The organism is Neobacillus muris, assembly GCF_943193175.1.
GTDB lineage: Bacteria > Bacillota > Bacilli > Bacillales > Cytobacillaceae > Neobacillus > Neobacillus muris.
This window is the reverse complement of record NZ_CALPDF010000010.1, coordinates 24,340-44,171: the sequence shown is the minus strand read 5'-3', so window position 1 is coordinate 44,171 and position 19,832 is coordinate 24,340. Positions and strand designations below refer to the sequence as shown.

General features: G+C 38.7%; 20 protein-coding genes. 1 reads left to right on the top strand and 19 read right to left on the bottom strand.

What is annotated here, in order from left to right; translation table 11 throughout:
* Positions 1 to 198: 198 nt before the first annotated feature.
* From NFS43_RS09535 to NFS43_RS09445, 19 genes are all read right to left on the bottom strand, one after another.
* The gene (locus NFS43_RS09535) at positions 199 to 825 is read right to left on the bottom strand and encodes a spore coat protein (RefSeq protein ID WP_251551431.1); all 627 of its coding nucleotides are present in this window, start codon (positions 823 to 825) and stop codon (positions 199 to 201) included.
* Between the two features lie 204 nt (positions 826 to 1,029).
* Entirely contained in the window at positions 1,030 to 1,371 is a 342-nt protein-coding gene (locus NFS43_RS09530; protein WP_251551430.1) for a hypothetical protein, read from the bottom strand.
* A 56-nt stretch (positions 1,372 to 1,427) separates the two neighbouring features.
* The gene (locus tag NFS43_RS09525) at positions 1,428 to 3,671 is read right to left on the bottom strand and encodes a molybdopterin oxidoreductase family protein (protein ID WP_251551429.1); all 2,244 of its coding nucleotides are present in this window, start codon (positions 3,669 to 3,671) and stop codon (positions 1,428 to 1,430) included.
* 5 nt (positions 3,672 to 3,676) lie between these two features.
* A complete protein-coding gene (locus NFS43_RS09520) occupies positions 3,677 to 3,898 on the bottom strand; it encodes a hypothetical protein (RefSeq protein ID WP_251551428.1) in 222 nt (73 codons plus the stop codon).
* Positions 3,899 to 4,125: 227 nt separating this feature from the next.
* Positions 4,126 to 4,308, bottom strand: coding sequence for a Fur-regulated basic protein FbpA (locus NFS43_RS09515; protein WP_251551427.1), 183 nt, complete (start codon positions 4,306 to 4,308; stop codon positions 4,126 to 4,128).
* 372 nt (positions 4,309 to 4,680) lie between these two features.
* The gene (locus tag NFS43_RS09510) at positions 4,681 to 4,950 is read right to left on the bottom strand and encodes a hypothetical protein (RefSeq protein ID WP_251551426.1); all 270 of its coding nucleotides are present in this window, start codon (positions 4,948 to 4,950) and stop codon (positions 4,681 to 4,683) included.
* Between the two features lie 15 nt (positions 4,951 to 4,965).
* Positions 4,966 to 5,196, bottom strand: coding sequence for a hypothetical protein (locus NFS43_RS09505; RefSeq protein WP_251551425.1), 231 nt, complete (start codon positions 5,194 to 5,196; stop codon positions 4,966 to 4,968).
* Positions 5,197 to 5,425: 229 nt separating this feature from the next.
* Positions 5,426 to 6,889 carry a CoA-acylating methylmalonate-semialdehyde dehydrogenase gene (locus NFS43_RS09500; RefSeq protein WP_251551424.1) on the bottom strand — a complete coding sequence of 488 codons (1,464 nt, stop codon included), beginning with the start codon at positions 6,887 to 6,889 and terminating at the stop codon, positions 5,426 to 5,428.
* A gap of 39 nt (positions 6,890 to 6,928) precedes the next feature.
* A complete protein-coding gene (locus NFS43_RS09495) occupies positions 6,929 to 8,122 on the bottom strand; it encodes an iron-containing alcohol dehydrogenase (protein ID WP_277613923.1) in 1,194 nt (397 codons plus the stop codon).
* A 111-nt stretch (positions 8,123 to 8,233) separates the two neighbouring features.
* Positions 8,234 to 8,785, bottom strand: coding sequence for an NADPH-dependent FMN reductase (locus NFS43_RS09490; RefSeq protein WP_251551422.1), 552 nt, complete (start codon positions 8,783 to 8,785; stop codon positions 8,234 to 8,236).
* 43 nt (positions 8,786 to 8,828) lie between these two features.
* Positions 8,829 to 9,329 (bottom strand): flavin reductase family protein, encoded by a 501-nt coding sequence (locus NFS43_RS09485; RefSeq protein ID WP_251551421.1) that lies wholly within the window; start codon positions 9,327 to 9,329, stop codon positions 8,829 to 8,831.
* 142 nt (positions 9,330 to 9,471) lie between these two features.
* Positions 9,472 to 10,557 (bottom strand): maleylacetate reductase, encoded by a 1,086-nt coding sequence (locus tag NFS43_RS09480; RefSeq protein ID WP_251551420.1) that lies wholly within the window; start codon positions 10,555 to 10,557, stop codon positions 9,472 to 9,474.
* Positions 10,558 to 10,638: 81 nt separating this feature from the next.
* The gene (locus tag NFS43_RS09475) at positions 10,639 to 11,037 is read right to left on the bottom strand and encodes a DoxX family protein (RefSeq protein WP_251551419.1); all 399 of its coding nucleotides are present in this window, start codon (positions 11,035 to 11,037) and stop codon (positions 10,639 to 10,641) included.
* Between the two features lie 78 nt (positions 11,038 to 11,115).
* Complete coding sequence (locus NFS43_RS09470) at positions 11,116 to 11,397, bottom strand: hypothetical protein (protein ID WP_251551418.1); 282 nt, start codon at positions 11,395 to 11,397, stop codon at positions 11,116 to 11,118.
* A gap of 28 nt (positions 11,398 to 11,425) precedes the next feature.
* The gene (locus NFS43_RS09465; protein ID WP_251551485.1) at positions 11,426 to 11,806 is read right to left on the bottom strand and encodes a riboflavin kinase; all 381 of its coding nucleotides are present in this window, start codon (positions 11,804 to 11,806) and stop codon (positions 11,426 to 11,428) included.
* A gap of 92 nt (positions 11,807 to 11,898) precedes the next feature.
* On the bottom strand, positions 11,899 to 13,152 hold the full coding sequence (locus NFS43_RS09460; protein ID WP_251551417.1) for an MFS transporter: 1,254 nt from the start codon (positions 13,150 to 13,152) through the stop codon (positions 11,899 to 11,901).
* Between the two features lie 242 nt (positions 13,153 to 13,394).
* Entirely contained in the window at positions 13,395 to 14,204 is an 810-nt protein-coding gene (locus NFS43_RS09455; RefSeq protein WP_251551416.1) for an alpha/beta fold hydrolase, read from the bottom strand.
* A 34-nt stretch (positions 14,205 to 14,238) separates the two neighbouring features.
* Positions 14,239 to 15,474, bottom strand: a complete 1,236-nt coding sequence (locus tag NFS43_RS09450; RefSeq protein WP_251551415.1) for an LLM class flavin-dependent oxidoreductase — start codon at positions 15,472 to 15,474, stop codon at positions 14,239 to 14,241.
* Between the two features lie 87 nt (positions 15,475 to 15,561).
* Positions 15,562 to 16,545 (bottom strand): VOC family protein, encoded by a 984-nt coding sequence (locus NFS43_RS09445; protein ID WP_251551414.1) that lies wholly within the window; start codon positions 16,543 to 16,545, stop codon positions 15,562 to 15,564.
* A 406-nt stretch (positions 16,546 to 16,951) separates the two neighbouring features.
* On the opposite strand from NFS43_RS09445, the gene NFS43_RS09440 reads away from it, so the two are divergent.
* Positions 16,952 to 19,789, top strand: a complete 2,838-nt coding sequence (locus NFS43_RS09440; RefSeq protein ID WP_251551413.1) for an AfsR/SARP family transcriptional regulator — start codon at positions 16,952 to 16,954, stop codon at positions 19,787 to 19,789.
* The last annotated feature ends 43 nt before the right edge of the window (positions 19,790 to 19,832 follow it).

Here is a 19,832-nt window from a genome sequence, read left to right as displayed (position 1 = left end):
ATAGGCAAAAATTGATAATAAAAGTGGCTGTCAAATATATTGACAGCCAAAACGGATTTTTTATGTCACCGATTGAGTTTTTCCAGAAAAATATTAATTGGGAAAATCTATATGAGAATGGCTGCACATGAATAACAGGATAACATCCGAAGCATTGCATACGAAAACTGCTGAAATATTTTTAATAAATCCCCGTTTTTATTGATATAGCTGCTCACTGGAACCACTAGTTGGACTTTGATATTGGTTTATAAAATTTTGAATGTGCTGTTGATTTTCTGGAACTACCTGGTACATGGATCCGATTTTTGTTGTCATATTTTGATCCGCAGGTTCTAAAGGATAATATCCTTTTTTGACCATATACTGCCACATATCATACGCATGGGCGCAACTCATCATAAAACAAGTTTGTAAAAATGATCGCAGTTCGGGATTTGCTGCTTCCATTGCGGAATAGGCATATTCCCGTCCTGCCCGTTTTAATGTCAATAAATAAGCCGTAGCCATTTCACGATCATTCATATTGTTAACCATGGTACGTGGTTGAATTGGTGGATATTGGCTGACGGTAGACTTAGTATAATCGTTAAGCTGCCCCTCTTCTTTAAAAAGCGATAATTCCTTTTTTGCTCCCTCAGTTTGATTAAGAAATTCTACTTTCATATTATAGTCTCGGACGTGAAATGGGAAATGTCTCTCCAAAATGCTTTTAAATTCCTGGTCTTGTACATGTTGTAACATATAAGCCATATTCGTAATGGAGTTAACACAACTCATTGTTAATTCGTTTAAATCATTAAGTTCATGTGCTGCTAGTTTCATTATGCATTCCTCCTATTTTTTTAGCTTTACTTATTTATAGTGTGCATAACAGAAAATTTTATGTATGCTTCTCCCATTCCTAAGATGTCACTTTTAGAAATTTCTATGAGTTTGGAGTAAAAAACCGATCAGGGCAAATAAGTTTGGCGTTAACAGTTTCAACGATTTAGACCTTGAAAAAAATACAGCTTTGATGAACTAAAATCACCAAAGCCCTGCAAGCTCTTGATATTTTGGCGTGATAATATATAGGGACTGTCTTTTTCCAAAGGTTTGAACTACATGGGGTGTAAATAACACCAGTCGTTGTTTGATATAATCAACATCTGTTTGGATAAATACAGGGGTTGTGTTTTTAATTAATGACGCCATTTCATCTAAGGAATCCCCCACTCTGAATAACACGCTCCAGTGATATTTTTGTTGATGGGTATCGTTCTCTGATGAAGCAAGAGCAGTCAAATGGGTTTGTAATTCCTTAATGACATACTGAATCCTTATAAGGAGTGGATTCACCTCATCTTTTGACTTATCTTCAACAACCATTATAATGTGCTGTGATGTCTTAAGAATGTCATTTATTTCGTGAATCATACTTCCCATCACTGCCCTTCACTCACCATAATCTTTTCAATTCTGCAGGCGCCATTTTTAAAATGCGGTTGTTTGGACACAAGGTCCCATGTCTCAAGTGTCAATACATTTGCTGCTTGGTTTTCGGTCAGCGTTCCATAATGGAATGGGATAAAAATAGCTCCAGGTCTAACTGCATCCGTAATTCTTGCTGGAACCATAATCGAGCCTCTTTTTGTCGTTACTCTAACCATGTCCCCCATTTCAATTTCAAGTTCTATTGCGTTTTGAGGGTTAATTTCAACATATCCTTCTGGAGAGGCCAAATGAAGTAGTGGAGCTCTTCCAGTTTTTGTTCGAGTATGCCATTGATAAACAATTCTTCCTGTATTAAGTTCATAAGGAAATTCTTCTGATGGAGCCTCTAACGGCGGGGCCCAATCGAAAGCATAGATTATCGCTTTTCCGTTTGCGTTTAGTGCCTTAAATTCTTCTTCTGTTCTTGCTCTCCCTGTAAGTAAGTCCCTTCCATATGACTCTGCTTCATGAGCAAAAGTATAAAATTTTCCGTCAGTGTATAAACGCTCTTTCCCATTCGGATAGTGTTCGTTACATGGCCATTGAATGCCGCCAAGCTTTTCCATTTTATCATAGGTCATCCCAGACATATCGCATGGCCTGCCTTTTGACACCCTTCTCCATTCGTTGAAGGCTTCTTCTGGGGTGCTATACTTTATCAAGGGGTTGCCTTCCCGGTCCCTAAAGTCCATTCGTTTCGAAAATTCCAGTAATATTTCAAAATCAGAAGGAAGGTTATAGGGCGGATTCACTGCCTTTCTAAGTACATTGACTCTTCTTTCTAAATTCGTCATTGTCCCTTCCTTTTCACCCCACAGCGCAGTTGGGAGAACAAGATCCGCTAAGTCCGCTGTTTCACTTAAAAAAGGATCTTGCACAACCATAAATACTTTTTTCATAATATCAACCATTTTATTCCTATTAGGCAAAGAGACCGCTGGGTTGGTAAACATTACCCAAAATAATTCAATTTCTCCTTGCTCCATCAACTGGACAATATTATTTATAAACGTTTGGGGGCCAACTGGGAGGTTCTCTGGATCGACATTCCAAAGCTTGGCAATTTCCTGAATATGTTTTGGATTACTGTTGTTACGGTAACCCGGATAAAAGCCAGCTCCACCAGTCTCTCGATTCGACATTGCACTCGGTTGCCCCGCATGCTGAAAAGGACCTGATCCTGGCTTCCCAATCTTCCCCATAATCAGATGCATTGAATTGACCAGAGTAGCCGCGGCCGTGGCGTCCATACTCTGGTAAACACCCTGTAAAAGAATTGTCACTGTCTTATTGGATGTTCCAATCCACTCTGCACATTGAAGAAGTTTAGATTGGGGAATATTTGTTATTTGTTCGACCAATTCAGGATTATATCGTGAAACGGTCTTTTCTAACTCAGTAAAACCAATCGTATGTTTTTGAATATATTCACGGTTAATCCAATTATTTTTTATTAATAAATGAATAATTCCATTCAGTACCGCAACATTTGTTCCACTTCTCGGCTGCAGGGCAAGATCAGCCATTTTGTCACTAAGATCATTTCTTGTGTCAATTTCAATAATTTTTGATCCGCTTTTCCTTCTTGCTTCTAAAACGCGCTCCCAAAAAACGGTGTTTGTTTCATTGGAATTGCGTCCAATGAATACCACTACATCTGCAATATCAATATCTTCTTGGCATGCCGGCGGCCCGTCAGCGCCAAAAGATTCAATTAACGACCATTCTGCTGTCGCCGTACATAATCGTGTATTGGCATCCACATGGTGCATTCTAAGACCTGCACGCGTGATCTTCGAAATGGTATAGTATTCTTCAAGGTAGGCTTGACCTGTATGATAGAATGCTAATCCACCAGGACCTTTTCGTTTTAATACTTCTTTTGTTTTTTCTACTAATAAGGAATAGGCATCTTCCCATGTAGAAGTCAAAAGCTTGCCATTATGACGAATTAATGGGGCTGAAAGGCGATCAACACTATTGTTGGCCCACCATTGGTTTTCCCCTTTTGGACCGAGTCGTCCTCTATTTATTGGATATTCCTCATTACCCATGATTCCGACAATTTTGTCATTTTTAACCGCAATAAAACAACCGCAGCCATTGGAGCAGATATTACAGGTGGAATACACCAAGCGGTCAATTTTACCTTGAGAATAGATATTCATATCAACTCTGGAGGTATCCCATCCCATTGGTTTCACATCCCTCTACTTTTCTTATCGCTTTTTTTTAGCAAATCAAGTTGTTGTTGAAAAGATGGATATTTAGGATATTTTCTAACGCCTCGATATGGAAGAAATGGGGGTACTATAGGATTCATAGCAGAAAATACGGGGAGTTCTTCTTTTGGAACACCAGTTTCCTTTCTAAAAGGAGGAACTAACAACTGTTTATAGGGGAGATTGGATGAATGATCCATACTTTCACTCCATTAGGTCTTTTATAAAATGTTTATTCTTCCTTTTATTTTTTTATTACTGGGAGAAGGTTTAGGAGTTTTCAGACCTTTTAAATAAGGCTATTTTTTAAAGCTACCAATGATGATAAACTCCATAGTCATCGAATTAATACTTTTAAGACAGTAAAAGCTATTTTTGCCAAAAAAAAGAAGGGGCTGTCCAAATGGACAGCCCCTTCAACAAATTTTTAAATCAATTGAATAGAGCCAAACTCACCATGCGGATGGTTTTGTAATTGAAATCTCCTATACTCATATTCTAATTTTGATAGTGGCATTTGATAAAGCTGTTGATCTTCTTTGTTATATACGTTTAAAAAAATTAGTTTATTGATAAGTTTTTGCCGTTTTTTTTCCTTATCATGTCTCATCATAAACACTCCTTCAGTTTTTACAAAACCTTTCATTAGATACAGCTATATATTGAATCTGATCGATTTAATTATTAGATTATTTGTATTATATACCTATAATTCCTATGTGTAAAGTATGAATTGGGATTAATAAGCTTGTCTAAGCATACTTGATATAGGTGTTCAGGGTCGAGGTGACCTGAATATACCTCTCCTTCTTAAAATACTCCGCAATAGCTGGAAAACACTCGAATTCGCATACACGTTCGTAAAATCGAATCCATTAGAGTCCCGAAACTCAATAATTTCTTTCTCTTCTTTTTTTTGATTATTCTGGAATGGATTCTCTTTGACAGAGTCCTCTATATTAGGTTGTACCGCTTTTTGTTGTTATTTTTCTTTTTCATTTTCTTTTTGTTTTTCTTTTTGTCCACCTATCGTACCACGATGAGTAAACGAATCGTCCATCTCTCCTAATTCTGAATCGATATAGGCAGCATTTTCATCTGGGCCGCTCACTTCATTGCCAGGCAACCTCGCTTCTTGATCACAGATAGATTGATATAGTCTGCGAATTTCTTCTCTTTGTATGGCATCCAAAACATATTGAATGAGTGAGTGATCCTCGACATCTTGTAGTTCGGAATAAATACAATCCATAACCGGTTTGCCACCTTAGTTCAGATTATATTTTCTCCAATTTTTAATCGCGAGTTCTCCCGTTTCAGGATTGTATCGAATCAACTTATGGTGAGTAATGAATCGGTCCATTAATGAATGAACAGTCTCGATCGAATAGCCCATATCAAAGGCGATTTGCTTTTTCGTAATTTTATAGATTCCGATTTGTGTTGTATGTGGGTTTGTAAGCAGATAGAGATAAAAATACTTATCTTCCGGGGTCATTTCTTCCGATACAATCGTATTGATCCAAAAACCAAAAAAAGACCAGGTGTTGGATAAAGCTTGAAAATATTATGACACGATAATTCTATGGACTTTAAAGCTTCCTGTTGAGCTATAATTAAGAGTAATATGTTTTTTTTACATCAAAAAGCCCACCTAATGAAATAAGGCGAGCTATAGTAAACAATTATAATTGATATTTTCGCGCGGCCCCCGCCAGGCATGCCAATTAAATCAAACGAGCCGTAAGCATTTTTTTGCGGGTATAAAATTCAATGCCATCCCGGCCGTTTGCATGAAGATCGCCATAAAAAGACTTCTTATATCCGGAAAATGGGAAGAAAGCCATTGGGGCAGGAACTCCCATGTTGACACCGAGCATTCCCGCATCGATTTCATCTCGAAATTGTCGAATGACCTTGGCACTATCTGTGAAGAGGCAAGCTCCGTTCGCGAATTCAGACTGGTTGGCTATTTCAATTGCCTCTGTAACGTCATTGACGCGGACAATGGAAAGGACAGGGGCAAAAATTTCATCCTGCCAAATTTTCATTCCAGGCTTCACTTTATCAAAGATGGTCGGTCCGATAAAGTACCCTTCTTTATCCACTGCAGGATCCTCACGCCCATCACGGAGAAGAATTGCGCCTTCACGTTCTCCGATATCAATATATTTAATTGTTCTTTCCTTTTGCGAATTGCGAATGACCGGGCCTAGGAAATTACCCTTTTCCAGACCATTGCCAATCGTTAGGTTATTTGCCTTATCTACCAGACGCTGCACTAATTCATCAGCGATTTTGCCTACCGCAACCACCACCGAACAAGCCATGCAACGTTCCCCTGCAGAACCGAATGCCGCTCCGATGATGTTTGAAACAGCTAAGTCAAGGTCCGCATCAGGCATCACAATTGTATGGTTTTTCGCACCCGCTAATGCCTGAACTCTTTTTCCATTCGCCGCGGCCGTTTTGTAAATATATTCCGCAACAGGCTGCGATCCAACGAAGGACACCGCCTTCACATCGGGATTATCTAATATGCCATTTACAACGTCATGTGCACCGTGCACAATATTAAACACCCCATCCGGAAGACCAGCTTCCGTAAATAATTCGGCCAGACGATTGGCCAGGATAGGTGTTCGCTCGGAAGGCTTTAAAACAAACGTATTACCACACGCGATAGCAAGCGGGAACATCCAGCAGGGAACCATCATAGGGAAGTTAAATGGAGTAATTCCCCCGATGACACCAATCGGATACCGAAACATGCCGGACTCAATATCGGTTGCTATATCCGGAAGCTGGGTACCCATCATAAGTGTAGGAGCACCTGCTGCAAATTCGACACATTCAATCCCGCGTTGGACTTCACCGTATGCTTCATCAAAGTTTTTGCCATTTTCTTTAGTAATCAAACGGGCCAATTCATCCCAATGTTCTACCAATAGCTGCTGATATCGAAATAAAATACGGGCTCGCTTCGGAACAGGGATCTTACTCCATATTTTGAATGCCTCGATTGCAACTTTAACGGCATGATCCAAATCCGCCCGAGTTGAAAAAGGAACGTAGGCTAAAGCCTCTCCCGTCGCAGGATTGGGAACAACCTCATATTTTTCTGCTGTAGAAGACACCCACCTTCCTCCAATGAAGTTTTTCAATTTCATGGTTTCAACGACTGAACTCATTTTATTTCTCCTTTTTAATTAAAATTAAACTCTATTACCTCATGACTTCGCTGTCCATTCCTGCACTTTAAAGTCGTAGTCATAACAATTATGATAAAGGTTTACAATTTCCTCATATGTAGGAACCCGCGGATTATTCCCCGGACTTCCGCTGTCTAAGGCATCCGTCGCCATCTTCGAAACCACCCGGTCAAATTTTTCTTTATCGATTCCCCATGTTTTCATGTTCGGAATATTTAAGTCCTGGCAGAGCTGCTTGATTTCTACAATAGTGAGTTCCGCCAACTCTTCATTGCTTAACTCCTTCAAATCAGAACGAATGAGGCGTCCAATAACTGCGAGGCGGTCTATGGCAGAATCCTTTGTGAATTCAATCACAGCAGGCAATAGCATCGCATTAGATACACCATGTGGAACATGAAACAAAGCTCCTATTGGACGGGACATTCCATGAACCAATGTTACGGAAGAATTCGGGAATGCTGCTCCTGCCTGCATAGATGCTAGCGCCATTTTTTCTCTTGCATCGAGATTATCTCCATCATTAAAAGCTGCTCGAAGATTTTGCGTGATCAACTCAATTGCTGAAAGAGCCAAAATATCCGTAAGCGGTTGAGCCCGCCGTGATATAAAAGCTTCGATCGCGTGGCAAAGGGCATCTACTCCAGTTGCGGCAGTGACGTGTGGCGGAGTTGAAAGGGTTAAAATTGGGTCGACAATGGCAACTTTAGGAATAAAGTGCGGATGGCGGATCATCATTTTGATATCATCTTTCGTATTGGAGATGACGGTTACACTTGTAACCTCTGAGCCTGTTCCTGCTGTTGTTGGAATCGCGATCAATGGAATCGGATCTAGTGATACCGCTTTCTTACCTCCCATATAATCGCCAATATAGCCGCCATTAGTTGCGATGACCGCAACTGCTTTTGCCGCATCAATACAGCTTCCTCCACCAATCGCAATAATCAGGTCACATTGATTTTTCTTCAGAACTTCAAGTGCTTCAGCTACATGAACATCTGTCGGTTCAGAGTTGACATCCAAGTAAGTGACATAAGTAACTCCAGATGCATCCAAACTGGCCTGGCAGCGCTTTACATTCCCGATTTGCTCCATAACCCTGTCACTGACCAGCAGTGCCTTCTTCCCTTGCAATGAGGCCTGCTCTCCAAGAACTGTCAGCGAATTGCGTCCATAAAATACCGCTTGCGGCATGCGAAATTCTGCAATCCCACTCAATTTTAATACCTCCTAACAGTCTAGTATGACAAAAATTTTAACAGCATAAAAAAATGGGCCAGACCTTCTGTTTTGTTGCCCGGATAACAAATAATGAACTCGCTACTGTCTGACATCCTCTTTCATTAACCGCTCACACATATAACAAAATTGCTGTGAAAATTCACGGATATTTCCCAATAATTGAATATCTTCAATTTCATTTTTATCATTAAAATGGCTGTTATGAGCAAAAATAGTAGTCGGTATAACGTAACCATTCAAGTACCCCGCCAGAGGTTTTAACTGATTTTCGGCAATTAGATAATGCTGATGATTTCCCCCTGTTGTAACAAAACCCATTACCTTATGTTTAAATGCTGCCGGTGGGATTAAGTCAATTAAATTTTTGAATGCACCGGTAAAGGAACCTTGGAAAATCGGGGTCCCGAATACATATCCGTCCGCTGCCATCATTTGATCAATTACCAATTTGGTACTGCCTGTGTATTCAGATACTGGCCGTCCGTCACAAAACTCAATTTGGTAATTTTTAAGATTCAAAAATTCTATTTCAAATTCGGGATTATGAAGCTTGATTTGTTCTAAAATTCTACGAATGACGATGGCTGTTTTACTCCCAACAATCGTCCCTGACACCCCTAAAATTTTCATTCTCATATCCTCCTAAAATTGTTAAACGAACTAAAAAGAGATGTTATGATTCTGGCCATCCTTCCGGAATCGGACCGACGTTCCGGTTATAATATAAAAGGGGAGATTGATCGGTAATCGATAAATCGATTACTTCGCCTAAAAGAATTATATGATCTCCTGCTTCGCTTTTACTCACGGTTTTGCACTCGAATACTCCCAAGGAATCCTTAATGATCGGCAAACCATTTGAAGAAGATTCCCAATGAACTTTTGAAAAACGGTCTTTCTCTTTCCCTGCAAACGCCCAGCACGCCTCTTTCTGTTGCTCTGAAAGAGTATGCACAGCATATTTGTCAGCTTGTAAAAATGCGTCTAAGGAAGATGAGTTTTTATCAATGCACCAAAGAACCATAAGCGGGCTGATGGATACCGACGCAAAGGAATTGACAGTTAAACCAACCGGGTTTCCCTTTTCATCCGACGTCGTCACAATCGTCACTCCAGTAGGATATAGACCCATTATTTTCTTAAAAACATTGGCTTTTTCTAAAATTTTTGTCATCTTAATTCTCTCCTTTTCAAACAAATTTTGTTTTGCAAGATTTCAAGCAATATAACCGCACAGAACTGTTCGCTATCGATACATTCCTAGAAATGGAGCATAGCTGGCTATTGAATAGGTTTCCGTTCATTTAATCAAGAAATTATTGTCTGTTCATCACTTCTTGTTGAGGTCGTGTTCCTTTGTAGGCAAGCTCCAGTAATTGTCGAATCGATTGTTCGTCAACTGGGCGAGGATTATAGTATGGATTTTTGGAAGCTAATCTCGCGGCATCATCAAGATCCTTCTCCTTCATCCCAATTTCCGCCAATGAAGTTCGAACACCAAGAGAAGTAGTAAATTCAAACAATGCTCCTGCCGTATCTTTTTCATCACAACCAAAAGCACGGGCCATAATTTTTATGGCTTCCGGAACATGATTTGCATTGTACCAAATCGCGTAAGGGAGGATAATTGTATGTGTTTCAGCATGCGGCAAATTATAGCTGCCGCCCAATACATGACATAACTTGTGATGGAGTGCCATCCCTACTGCCCCCAGAACGGTGCTTCCTAACCAACATCCATAAAGAGCTTGGGAACGGGCATCTGAGTCATTAGGATCAGCCAAAATTATAGGAAGACTTTTAAAAAGTGAACGTATTCCTTCTTCTGCCATAAGAGAGATGATGGGGTTAGCGTTTTCTGCATACAATCCCTCAACACAATGGGCAATGGCATTCATGCCGCTCGTCACAGTTATATGGGGAGATAATGTAAAAGTAAGCTCAGGGTCATAAATAACCGTCTTTGGTTTCACGATGACATTTTTCCCTGTCGTTTTCTGCCCATTTTCTGTTATTCCCCAAACAGATGTCATTTCTGAACCTGCATAGGTGGTTGGAATGGCCAATATGGGCAGTGATGTTTGTAAACTAATCGCTTTGGCTAGTCCAATGGATGAACCACCCCCAATTGCAATAAGACTATCCACTCCCTGATCCTCTACAAGCTTCAGTGACTCCCTGACTGTTTCAATCGGAACATGTTGAATAGCTTTTGCATGGATTCCTGCACAACAATCACCAAGCAAGTTTTTAACCTCTAATGCAAGTTTCTCCCGTCCTGGTGTGGATATCACTAAAGCTCTTTTTTTACCTAAATTCTGCAACTCATCTAGTACTTTTTTTCTTTTACCTGTGCCAAATATGACCCTGCTAGCCTGAACGTCATATTCAAAGTTTTCCAAACCAACCTCCTCCTTCTACTATCATGAATGTAAATGATAAAACCTAATGTGTTTTTTTAAACTGATAAGAATATCAATTTTTTAAAATAAAAATGAATCTAAAGCATATTGACCAGGACCAATGAAAGCAATACCAATAGCAACTGCTAACATAGTCAGATTATATTCATATCCATTTGATACTGCCCATAATCCATTTCTACCATGTACCTTTACGATTGAAATCACCATCGTTCCAGCAATCATTATTCCCGCTATCGGGGTGAAGAGTCCTAATGTAAAAAAGATTCCTCCAAAAAGCTCTACTAATCCTGCGATCAGTGCCATCGGTATCCCCGGCTTCATTCCAATAGCATCAAACCAGCCTCCTGTAGCTTTTAACCCGTTACCTCCAAACCATCCAAATAATTTTTGTGCGCCATGACCGATGAATAAAAGCCCAATGACCAAACGAATAATTAATATACCAGTATTCACCATCATTATATCGTCCTTTCACTTCACTCAAGCGTAAATATTAATTGAACTAATGTAAATATCTATCATTTAAGGGATTTATTAGTTAGATAAAACCGAGGTAGAAAAATATTCTTGCAGTTTTATAGTTAAACCCCCACTTCCAAACTTTGGATGGTGATGTTTCCTTTCCTGATTGTTTTTAATAAATTCAAGGAATAATAGAATATGACTGCGACGGTCTAATATATTCTCGATCTCATTACTATAAAACCAAGAATCTATGCAATTATAGATTCCTCTATTGATTCCATATGTTTGTTGACAAAATTGAACAAATGAAAGATCTGTTAAATGTATCATTTCATCGGTTTTTGAAGTCATTTTATTGCCTCCCAACCAAAAAAATTGTTTAACATTCACTTTGTAACAGAAATCTGCTTCTGACGAATTTAATATCTTTTTTGATTTGCAGTACTAATTGATTGATTGAATCAAAGGGCCTTTCCTCTCTAACAAAAAAGCAATCGTTCACCTTTATTTCTTCACCATAAATCGTTTCATGAAAATTAAAAATATGAACTTCATAATGGATTTGTAAATCTTCTTTATTAATCGTTGGCCGAACTCCCACATTCATGATTCCGTTATAACGGCTTCCCTTATACAGCACCTTAACCCCATATACACCTGTTGTTAAAGATGGTTCTTTTGGAGTAACTAAAAGATTAGCCGTCGGAAATCCAATCGTCCGGCCAATTTGATTTCCTCTTATCACTTTTCCCTTAATCATTGCCAAAATAATCCCCTTCTTCTTTTTTTACAGGAAGCCCCCATTCTGGATGGTTTTAGACAGGGGCATACAGAATGGGGGCTTCTCCGGAATTATAATAGTTCAGTACCTGCACCTGCTGATTGTACAGATGATTGTTTGTATAACTTTAATGGTGCTGTTTCATTGTAAAGGAAAGCAAGGATTCCGCACAGGATCGTACTGCCCATAGAAATCACCATGGGAGCAGCCAGGCCGAACTTGTCAGCTGCCATACCGGCAAGTGTTGTAAATGCCACTCCGCCAACCAATTCACCGACAGCCATAATGAAACCGACTGCTGTTGCTACATATTTAGCCGGAACTGATTCTGATGGCATATTTGACATAGATAGAACCATGGTTCCTACGCCAACATTCCCTATAAAAGCGGCAATCATTAGCCACACGATTTGACTGCCTCCTAATAAGATAAAACCTAGGGGTGCTGCTGCCGTAATAAACGAAAAGATGATCATGGTCGGCTTCCGGCCAATTTTATCTGATATGGCAGGAACACCAAATCCCCAAAGAATCCCTCCTAATCCTAAAGCAGACATGATATAACTCATATTAGTGGAAGAAATTCCTTTACTCACTAAATACATAGGTGTAAAGGTATTAATATTGAGATACCAAGTGACAGCAAAGATCGCAACAAAAACAGAAACGAGTACATTCTTATTTTTCAAGACTAATTTCAATGGAACTTTTTCCTCTTGCTTTTCATCTTCAATCGTTAATTCCTCTGGTTCTTTTACAGTCTTCCAAATAAATAGGAATAGAATGAGACCAGGAATGATGGTAAGCAAAAATGTCGTTCTCCAGCCAAATTCATTTGCTAATGCCACAATCACAATTGGTCCTAAAAAGCTCGCCAACAACGCTGTAGAGGAACTTTGGAACAAGCCCATATTAAAGCCGCGCCGGTGCGGCGAGGATGCAATCGACAGCAAGGATTGAGCAACCGGAAATACCGGCCCTTCTGTAATGCCCATAATCATACGGAAAAAGATTAGCATTAAAAATCCATTTGCCATCCCTGTTAAAAGAGAACAAAACGAAAACAAAAGAACAGATAGCATTAATATATTTTTCTTTTTTCCTAATTTATCCGAAAGAAAACCGCCAAACCACCCTGAACAGGCCCATGTTAACGAAAAGGCTGAAACAATGATCCCAATATGGGTATTCGTTAACCCCAGTTCTTTTGTCATAAAAGGAAATAAGAAATTAAGTGCCAAGCGATCAACGAAAACAAAACCCCAAACAAAAAATAGCAAGATTAATAATTTATTTTCATATGTCCAAAACTTTTTGTTTTCCATTTATACACCTCATTTTAGTAATCCTGTCAAACATCCTGTAATATACCGATAAAAAACATATGAAAATATACCTAGTTAGTAACCGCCAAATTTTTTTGGAAAAACCGGCAAAGCCCCCGGCCCTTATTAGACGGCCAGGTGCTGCCACTTTGCCTCCTTTTTGTCGTTTCTCAGCACCATCAGTCTCTGAACGTTCCTGCTTTGAATCTTTTATGCTGCTTAAAAAAACCGTTAAATGCCATCTATTTCGTAACCGTTGCCAAAGAAAGGAAATCAATCGTTGCGTTTAATACCTCTTCTAATTTTTCCGCTTGTGGATAATGAGACGTGTTTTCAATGATTTTTACGGTTGCGCCTGGGATTTTTCTTTGATATTCATAGGCGTACTCAACAGGAACAAGTGCGTCTTTTTCTCCCCAAACTATGCAAGTGTTGGCAGTAAGTCTATGAATTCTCCTGCTTAAACCTTTATCCGGAATCGGCCACATATATCTTCCCGCCTCCGTTAGAGCCGTTAAATTTTCTACAATGGCTTCCACTCTTTCTTTTGGATCCTCAGGCAGAGTGGAAAACGCTTTGGCGGCATCAGAATTTACATCGACAAACATTTTAGCTAATAATTCATCCGGTGTGTTGACCAGTGAAAAGACATCTGTAACTGGCGTCTGATCGATCCATAGACCTACAGCAGCAATAAGGAGCAGGTTCTTTACCCGCTTTGGATCGGTTGAAGCGATCTCAGCAGCCAGCATACCTCCGAATGAGTGTCCAATTACATCGACCTGCTCAAGCCCCAGAGCATCAAACAGCTCATAATAATAAAGGACTAAATCCCACCATCCTTGAAGCTCTTCATTCCCGGTAGACCCTCCTGTTCCAGGCATATATGGAGCATATACTTTATATTGCTTGGATAGTTCCTCCAAATAGGAATCCCAATTATTCCCTCCTGCTCCATGAAGGAAGACAAGAGGTTTTCCTTCTCCCTTAACTAGGACTTTAGCTGTTATGTTCTCTCTTACAAAGATCGTCTCTATTTTTGGTGAAGCCATGGTTTCTCTCCTCCTTGATTCAAAATCAGAATTTTTATTTCACAACTTGTTTATTTAATTGAACTTCCGGCCAGTTTGTTACCGGCCATTGATCATCCCACATATCTTTCAAATAAGGGATTACTTCTTTCGCCATTAATTCAATATTTTTACATGTTAAATGATGCGGCATTGAACCATGATTTAACAAGGCAATGATGTTTCCAACATTCAATTTTTTAGCTGCTTCTTTTAATTGATCACGGACACTTGCTGGTGAACCTGCAACAATAAATCCTTGGTCAATTAACTGCTGCCAATTTAATCCTTTTCTTAACTGGGCACCGGCACCTTCAGAGCCATACTGTCTTTGCATTCCGTGTGCTACACTCCGAGCTGATCTGTACCCTGGGGCTTCTGCATATCTTGGCGAAACATGGAAAGATTTATCAAAGAAGTATCTTACATGCTCTTCATATTCTTCCTGAGCTTTCGCATCTGTCTCGGAAATACAGATTAATTGAACAAAAGCAGTCTTGTACGGGTTCATATCATAACCTTTTTGCTGACGTCTTTCCCAGAATTGATCAAATTTATCTTGAGCAAACTTATGGCCGTAGAAGCTAAGGTAAGAGTATTGATAATCATTTTCAGCAACCCAATCCCAAGTCTCTAGACTTGCTCCGCCGCCTGGAATCCAAATTGGCGGATGCGGCTTTTGGTAAGTGCGGGGCCAAACGTTCACGTAACGCAGCTGGTTGAATTTTCCGTTAAAATGGAAGACTTCATCTGTTGTCCAAGCTTTTTTTATTAAATCATGTGCCTCATAATAACGCGGTCTTAACTCAGCAGGTGACACGCCATATGCGTAATTGGTATCCATCGAAGTACCTACAGGGAAACCTGCAATTAAGCGTCCTCCTGTAATAACATCCAACATGGCAAGTTCTTCTGCCACACGAATAGGCGGATTATAAAGTGCCAAGCTGTTCCCTAACACAACCAGACATGCCTTTTCGGAATCTTTCACCTTTCTTGCCACTGCCGCTGCCATGATATTAGGTGATGGCATCATGCCATATCCATTACTATGATGTTCATTCACTCCGACTGCGTCAAAGCCCAAATCAATTGCAAGCTCATATTGAGAGAGATAATCATTATACATTTCGTGGCCTTTTACAGGATCATATAAGGTCCTTGGAATAGTGATAAAAACGCTTTCATAATCTTTTTCAAAATTCTTAGGCAAATCACGGTATGGCATTAAATTCATAAATACAAATTTCACTTTGTTTCCCTCCTCAGTTATTGTTTCATTATTCTGGTGCTCAAACGATCTAATCCCTCAATAGCTGGATAATTAGAGCAGATTTTCTTACTTTTTAACCTTTTGAATTTGTGGATTCACAACCGGCTCAAGAAAATTCAAGATTTCTTCTGCTTCATCCAGCTTCCAAGGCGGCAGCAATAAAGTAGATCCAAGCTCCTCAAGTGATTCATCAAGTGTCAGCCCAAGATCGCAGGTTGAAAATTCACATAAAATGCCGCCAGGTGATCTCACATAGCAGGAATGGAAGTAATAGCGGTCTTTAATTTCTGAAATATCGGTGAATCCAAGGCCCTCAATAAAATGTCTAACCTTATGCATTTCTTCATCCGTAGCGACAGCAAAAGCCACGTGATGAATAATTCCAGCTCCATTAATCCAGCTTCCTTGCGGGACATCCGGCTCATGCTTAAAAATGACTGTTTTTGCAGCTCCACCCTCATTCAGTTCCAATTGATAAAATGGTCCTTCTTGTCCTGTCATCTTAAAGCCTAAGGCTTGTGTGAAGAATCGCATTTGTTCATCCACCTCACGAATGGACATCGTCACACTGTGGAATCCTTTTACAGCATAATCAGCTGAAATTTCATCTGAAACATATCCTTCACGTGTATCATTGTTATCCTCAACCAGCTCAAATTCTAATCCGCATGGATGGAAGAACGAAAGACGCCTTTGTCCAAATCTTTTCTCGATTTGACCATGTTCTACATGATTATTTTCAAAACGATTTACCCAAAATTCCAATGAACCCTCTGGAACCGTGTAACCTGTAACCTTAACCTGACCTGATCCTCTGCGTCCGCGAACTCCAACCTGTTTAAATGGAAACGATGTCATAATTGTACCGATTTCAGCATTTTGGTTCCCATAATACATATGATAAATGGGAAGATCGCCATCCATTAAGACCGTTTGCTTACAAAAGCGCTGTCCCACAATCGTTGCAAAAAAATCAATATCTTCTTGTGCACCTTCAACACCAGCAGTTACGTGATGAATACCCTGAATAATACTACTTAGATTTTCCATATTTATCCTCCCAGTCATTTTTTTAATGGATTATACCCCTGTACGATCAATCCATTAATTGCACTATAAAACACGTAACTAACTGTTTAATTACAATAGACTTACATTTTTAAAAATTTCATTTTTCCAGAAATACGCATAAATACTTTTGGTTTATCCCTTTTAAGACTGAAAATAAAAACTAATCCCCAAACGATTGGGAATTTTTTTGTAAGATGCATTTGTAAGTTCATCTGTAAACTAGTATAACTATATTGACAACTTGCCAACTTACTTATAGTATTTATATTGAAATGTAAGTGAGATTTTTTTACATATTAGATTATAGACAAACGCTGATCATTTTCCTTCTTCTTTGAATGCGCTTACACAAAGTGGGTTAATTTCTTTAAAAGGGAGGAATAACGTGGAATTTTTTGAATCTAAACTTAGAATTCCTTATTACACACCATATTTAGTTAGAGAACGTCTATTTTCCGTCATTGAAAAGAATTTAGACCGTTCATTAATATGTGTTACCAGCGATGGCGGATATGGCAAAACGACATTAATCTCAAGTTTTATCAAGGAAAATAATATCCCAGCGATTTGGTACCAGTTGTCACACTTGGATCGTGATCCTCAAACTTTTCTTTCCTACTTTAAAACGGCAATCTTTAGACATATTTCAGGAGAACTTTCGGTTTATAATATACCTAGAGAAAAAGTAGAGAGCGAATTGAATAATATCATCACGATTCTATCTACTTGGCCAAAAAAGCTGGTCATTGTTCTGGATAACTATCAGTCTATTAATGAATGTGAAGAAATTGAATCCATGTTGACAGCGATTATTAAGCATGTATCCCCAAATGTAACCTTTATCATTACAAGCCGCATCCGGCCCAATTTAGAACTTGTCCATTTAAAGCTCCAAAATCGATTAGTTGAATTAAGAACCCACCATTTGGCTTTCACAAAAGATGAACTCGAAAAGTTTTTTGTTCAATTGCATCATATTCATCTGCAAAAAGACGAAATTGAGCTGGTTTTGCATAAGACAGAAGGCTGGGCTGCCAGTTTACAGCTTCTTCAAGAATTAATTAAAGATATGGAAATTCCAGCCCGCCCTTTTTTCTGGCTTAAATTTCGAGGAACACCTGATATTTACGATTATTTGGGCTCAGAAATTCTTGCTTCAGAAACGGAGGAAATAAAAACTTTTCTTTATAAGACTTGCCTATTCTCCGAACTAAATGCAGATATTATTAATCAATTTCTTGCTTTTACCAATTCAGAACAAATCCTTAAGCACCTATTGGAAAATCATCTATTTATTTATAAGAATGAATTTGGCACAATAAAATATCATACTATTTTTAGGTCCTTTTTATATAAAAAATTATCAGAATATTCTACTAAGTCAGAAATATACAGTTTGCATAGACAAATTTCCTCGATCTATGAACAAAGACGACAACATTTTTTTGCTTTTGGCCATTCCCTTGCAGGACAGGATTTTTTACTTGGGGCAAAACTGATGTCCAATATGAGGAGACAATATGACTCTTCCCAGTTTTTAACTCTGATGGACGGACTATTAGAAGAGAGTTCCCCTGAAGGTTTTTCAGCAGCAAGTATGAGCCTGTATCTCATAAGATGCATGCCATTAGAAATTAATAAGGATTTAATTACACCTTTGGAAAAGAAAATTAATGATACAAAAGATACAAATTCTTTATTGCTGTCAAATCTTCAGCATATGCTGGGAGGATTATATTTTTATACAGGTAATATTAATAAAGCCGAACAGCTTTGCAATGATTCACTCTCTCACTCAATAAAAAATAAAGATCAAGAATTAATCTCTATTAATCTTTCATTAAAAGCATTAATCCTTTGGTACAAAGGCAACAATGAAAAGGCAATTCAATTAGCAAAGCAGGCGATATCATACCCAGATAAGAATGGAACCTTTCATCCCCACCACATAGCTACATGGGTTCTTTCAGAAATCTATCTGGATCAAAACGAGTTGGCTAAAGGTGAATCTTTGTTAACAGAAACACTTAAGCTTTCTGAACAACGTTATGATTGTTCCATTATTTATCCTTATTGCTCCATGGGAAAGTATCACCGATTAAAGGGCGAATTAAAAGAAGCTTTGGATTGGATTAAAAAGGCGGAATCACTCGGACTTGAGTTCAATATCGAATATGATTTGGGCTGGATCTATTATCAGCTTGCCCTTACCTATTTTGAAGCTAAAGATTTTACAGAGGCCGAATTAAATCTATCTAAATCTCTCACTTACCTTCTGCACTCAGATTATCTAAAATGTCATGTGGTGATGCTGCAAATCCGGATTTTAAAAGAATTAGGAAACCTCACACTTGTTGCAGATTTACAGAAACAACTAGATGATTCAATCCGGGAGATGAACTTCTTCTGGTTACAGCAGGATGCCAAAACTGCTATCCCTGATCCAATCAGGATTAAAGAAAAAAAGAGAAAAAGTGACAGATTATTCCTCTATACCCTTGGAAATTTTGAAATTAAATATGAGGATAAACCGATTTCTTTAAAAAGAAAATCAAGTTTACAGCTTTTACAATACTTTATTGCGAACCGAAACAAAAAAATTAATAAAGAGAGTCTGATTGATCAGGTTTTTCCGGATGGCTCCTTTGATTCTGTCAAAAATCAATTCTACGTTTCTTTATCCGATCTAAGAAAATCGATAGAGCCCGGTCTTAAAACAAGAAAAGATTCCTCCTTTATTAAACGGAATATGGAGCATTATTCATTATGCCTGGATTACGTTTATTTAGATGTGGATGACTTCACTCGGATGATTGAACAAAAAAGTGGTGCAACCAAACTAGAGCGGATGGACCAATTATTGAAAGCGGAACAATTGTACCGCGGAGATTTTTTTGAAGGATATCCCTATCATGAATTTTTGGAAGAAGAAAGAGAAAGGTTGCGTTTGCTTTTTATAAGCACCCTTCAAGAATTAGCAGATTATTACTGGGAGAACAAGGACTATAAGCTCGGAATCGAATATTATGAAAAGATTTTAAAAAAGGAACCGTATAACGAAACCATCTACATCGACTATATTAAACAGCTTCTAAACGGAAATTTCTTTTTGCAGGCTAAAAAGGTTTCAGAGCAATATAAAACCTTTATAGAGAACGAATTGGGAATACCAGTAGATGAAAAGGTTCAAACAATTTTTCAAATCTATAACCAGTCTTCCTAACTGACGATACTATGAACCGTTTCCCTCTATTCTTTATCAGGCA

Coding starts and splice junctions, on each gene's coding strand:
- NFS43_RS09535 (WP_251551431.1), bottom strand. CDS start 825: ATGAAACTAGCAGCACATGAACTTAATGATTTAAACGAATTAACAATG.
- NFS43_RS09530 (WP_251551430.1), bottom strand. CDS start 1,371: ATGGTTGTTGAAGATAAGTCAAAAGATGAGGTGAATCCACTCCTTATA.
- NFS43_RS09525 (WP_251551429.1), bottom strand. CDS start 3,671: ATGGGATGGGATACCTCCAGAGTTGATATGAATATCTATTCTCAAGGT.
- NFS43_RS09520 (WP_251551428.1), bottom strand. CDS start 3,898: ATGGATCATTCATCCAATCTCCCCTATAAACAGTTGTTAGTTCCTCCT.
- NFS43_RS09515 (WP_251551427.1), bottom strand. CDS start 4,308: ATGAGACATGATAAGGAAAAAAAACGGCAAAAACTTATCAATAAACTA.
- NFS43_RS09510 (WP_251551426.1), bottom strand. CDS start 4,950: ATGGATTGTATTTATTCCGAACTACAAGATGTCGAGGATCACTCACTC.
- NFS43_RS09505 (WP_251551425.1), bottom strand. CDS start 5,196: ATGACCCCGGAAGATAAGTATTTTTATCTCTATCTGCTTACAAACCCA.
- NFS43_RS09500 (WP_251551424.1), bottom strand. CDS start 6,889: ATGAGTTCAGTCGTTGAAACCATGAAATTGAAAAACTTCATTGGAGGA.
- NFS43_RS09490 (WP_251551422.1), bottom strand. CDS start 8,785: ATGAAAATTTTAGGGGTGTCAGGGACGATTGTTGGGAGTAAAACAGCC.
- NFS43_RS09485 (WP_251551421.1), bottom strand. CDS start 9,329: ATGACAAAAATTTTAGAAAAAGCCAATGTTTTTAAGAAAATAATGGGT.
- NFS43_RS09475 (WP_251551419.1), bottom strand. CDS start 11,037: ATGGTGAATACTGGTATATTAATTATTCGTTTGGTCATTGGGCTTTTA.
- NFS43_RS09470 (WP_251551418.1), bottom strand. CDS start 11,397: ATGACTTCAAAAACCGATGAAATGATACATTTAACAGATCTTTCATTT.
- NFS43_RS09465 (WP_251551485.1), bottom strand. CDS start 11,806: ATGATTAAGGGAAAAGTGATAAGAGGAAATCAAATTGGCCGGACGATT.
- NFS43_RS09460 (WP_251551417.1), bottom strand. CDS start 13,152: ATGGAAAACAAAAAGTTTTGGACATATGAAAATAAATTATTAATCTTG.
- NFS43_RS09455 (WP_251551416.1), bottom strand. CDS start 14,204: ATGGCTTCACCAAAAATAGAGACGATCTTTGTAAGAGAGAACATAACA.
- NFS43_RS09445 (WP_251551414.1), bottom strand. CDS start 16,545: ATGGAAAATCTAAGTAGTATTATTCAGGGTATTCATCACGTAACTGCT.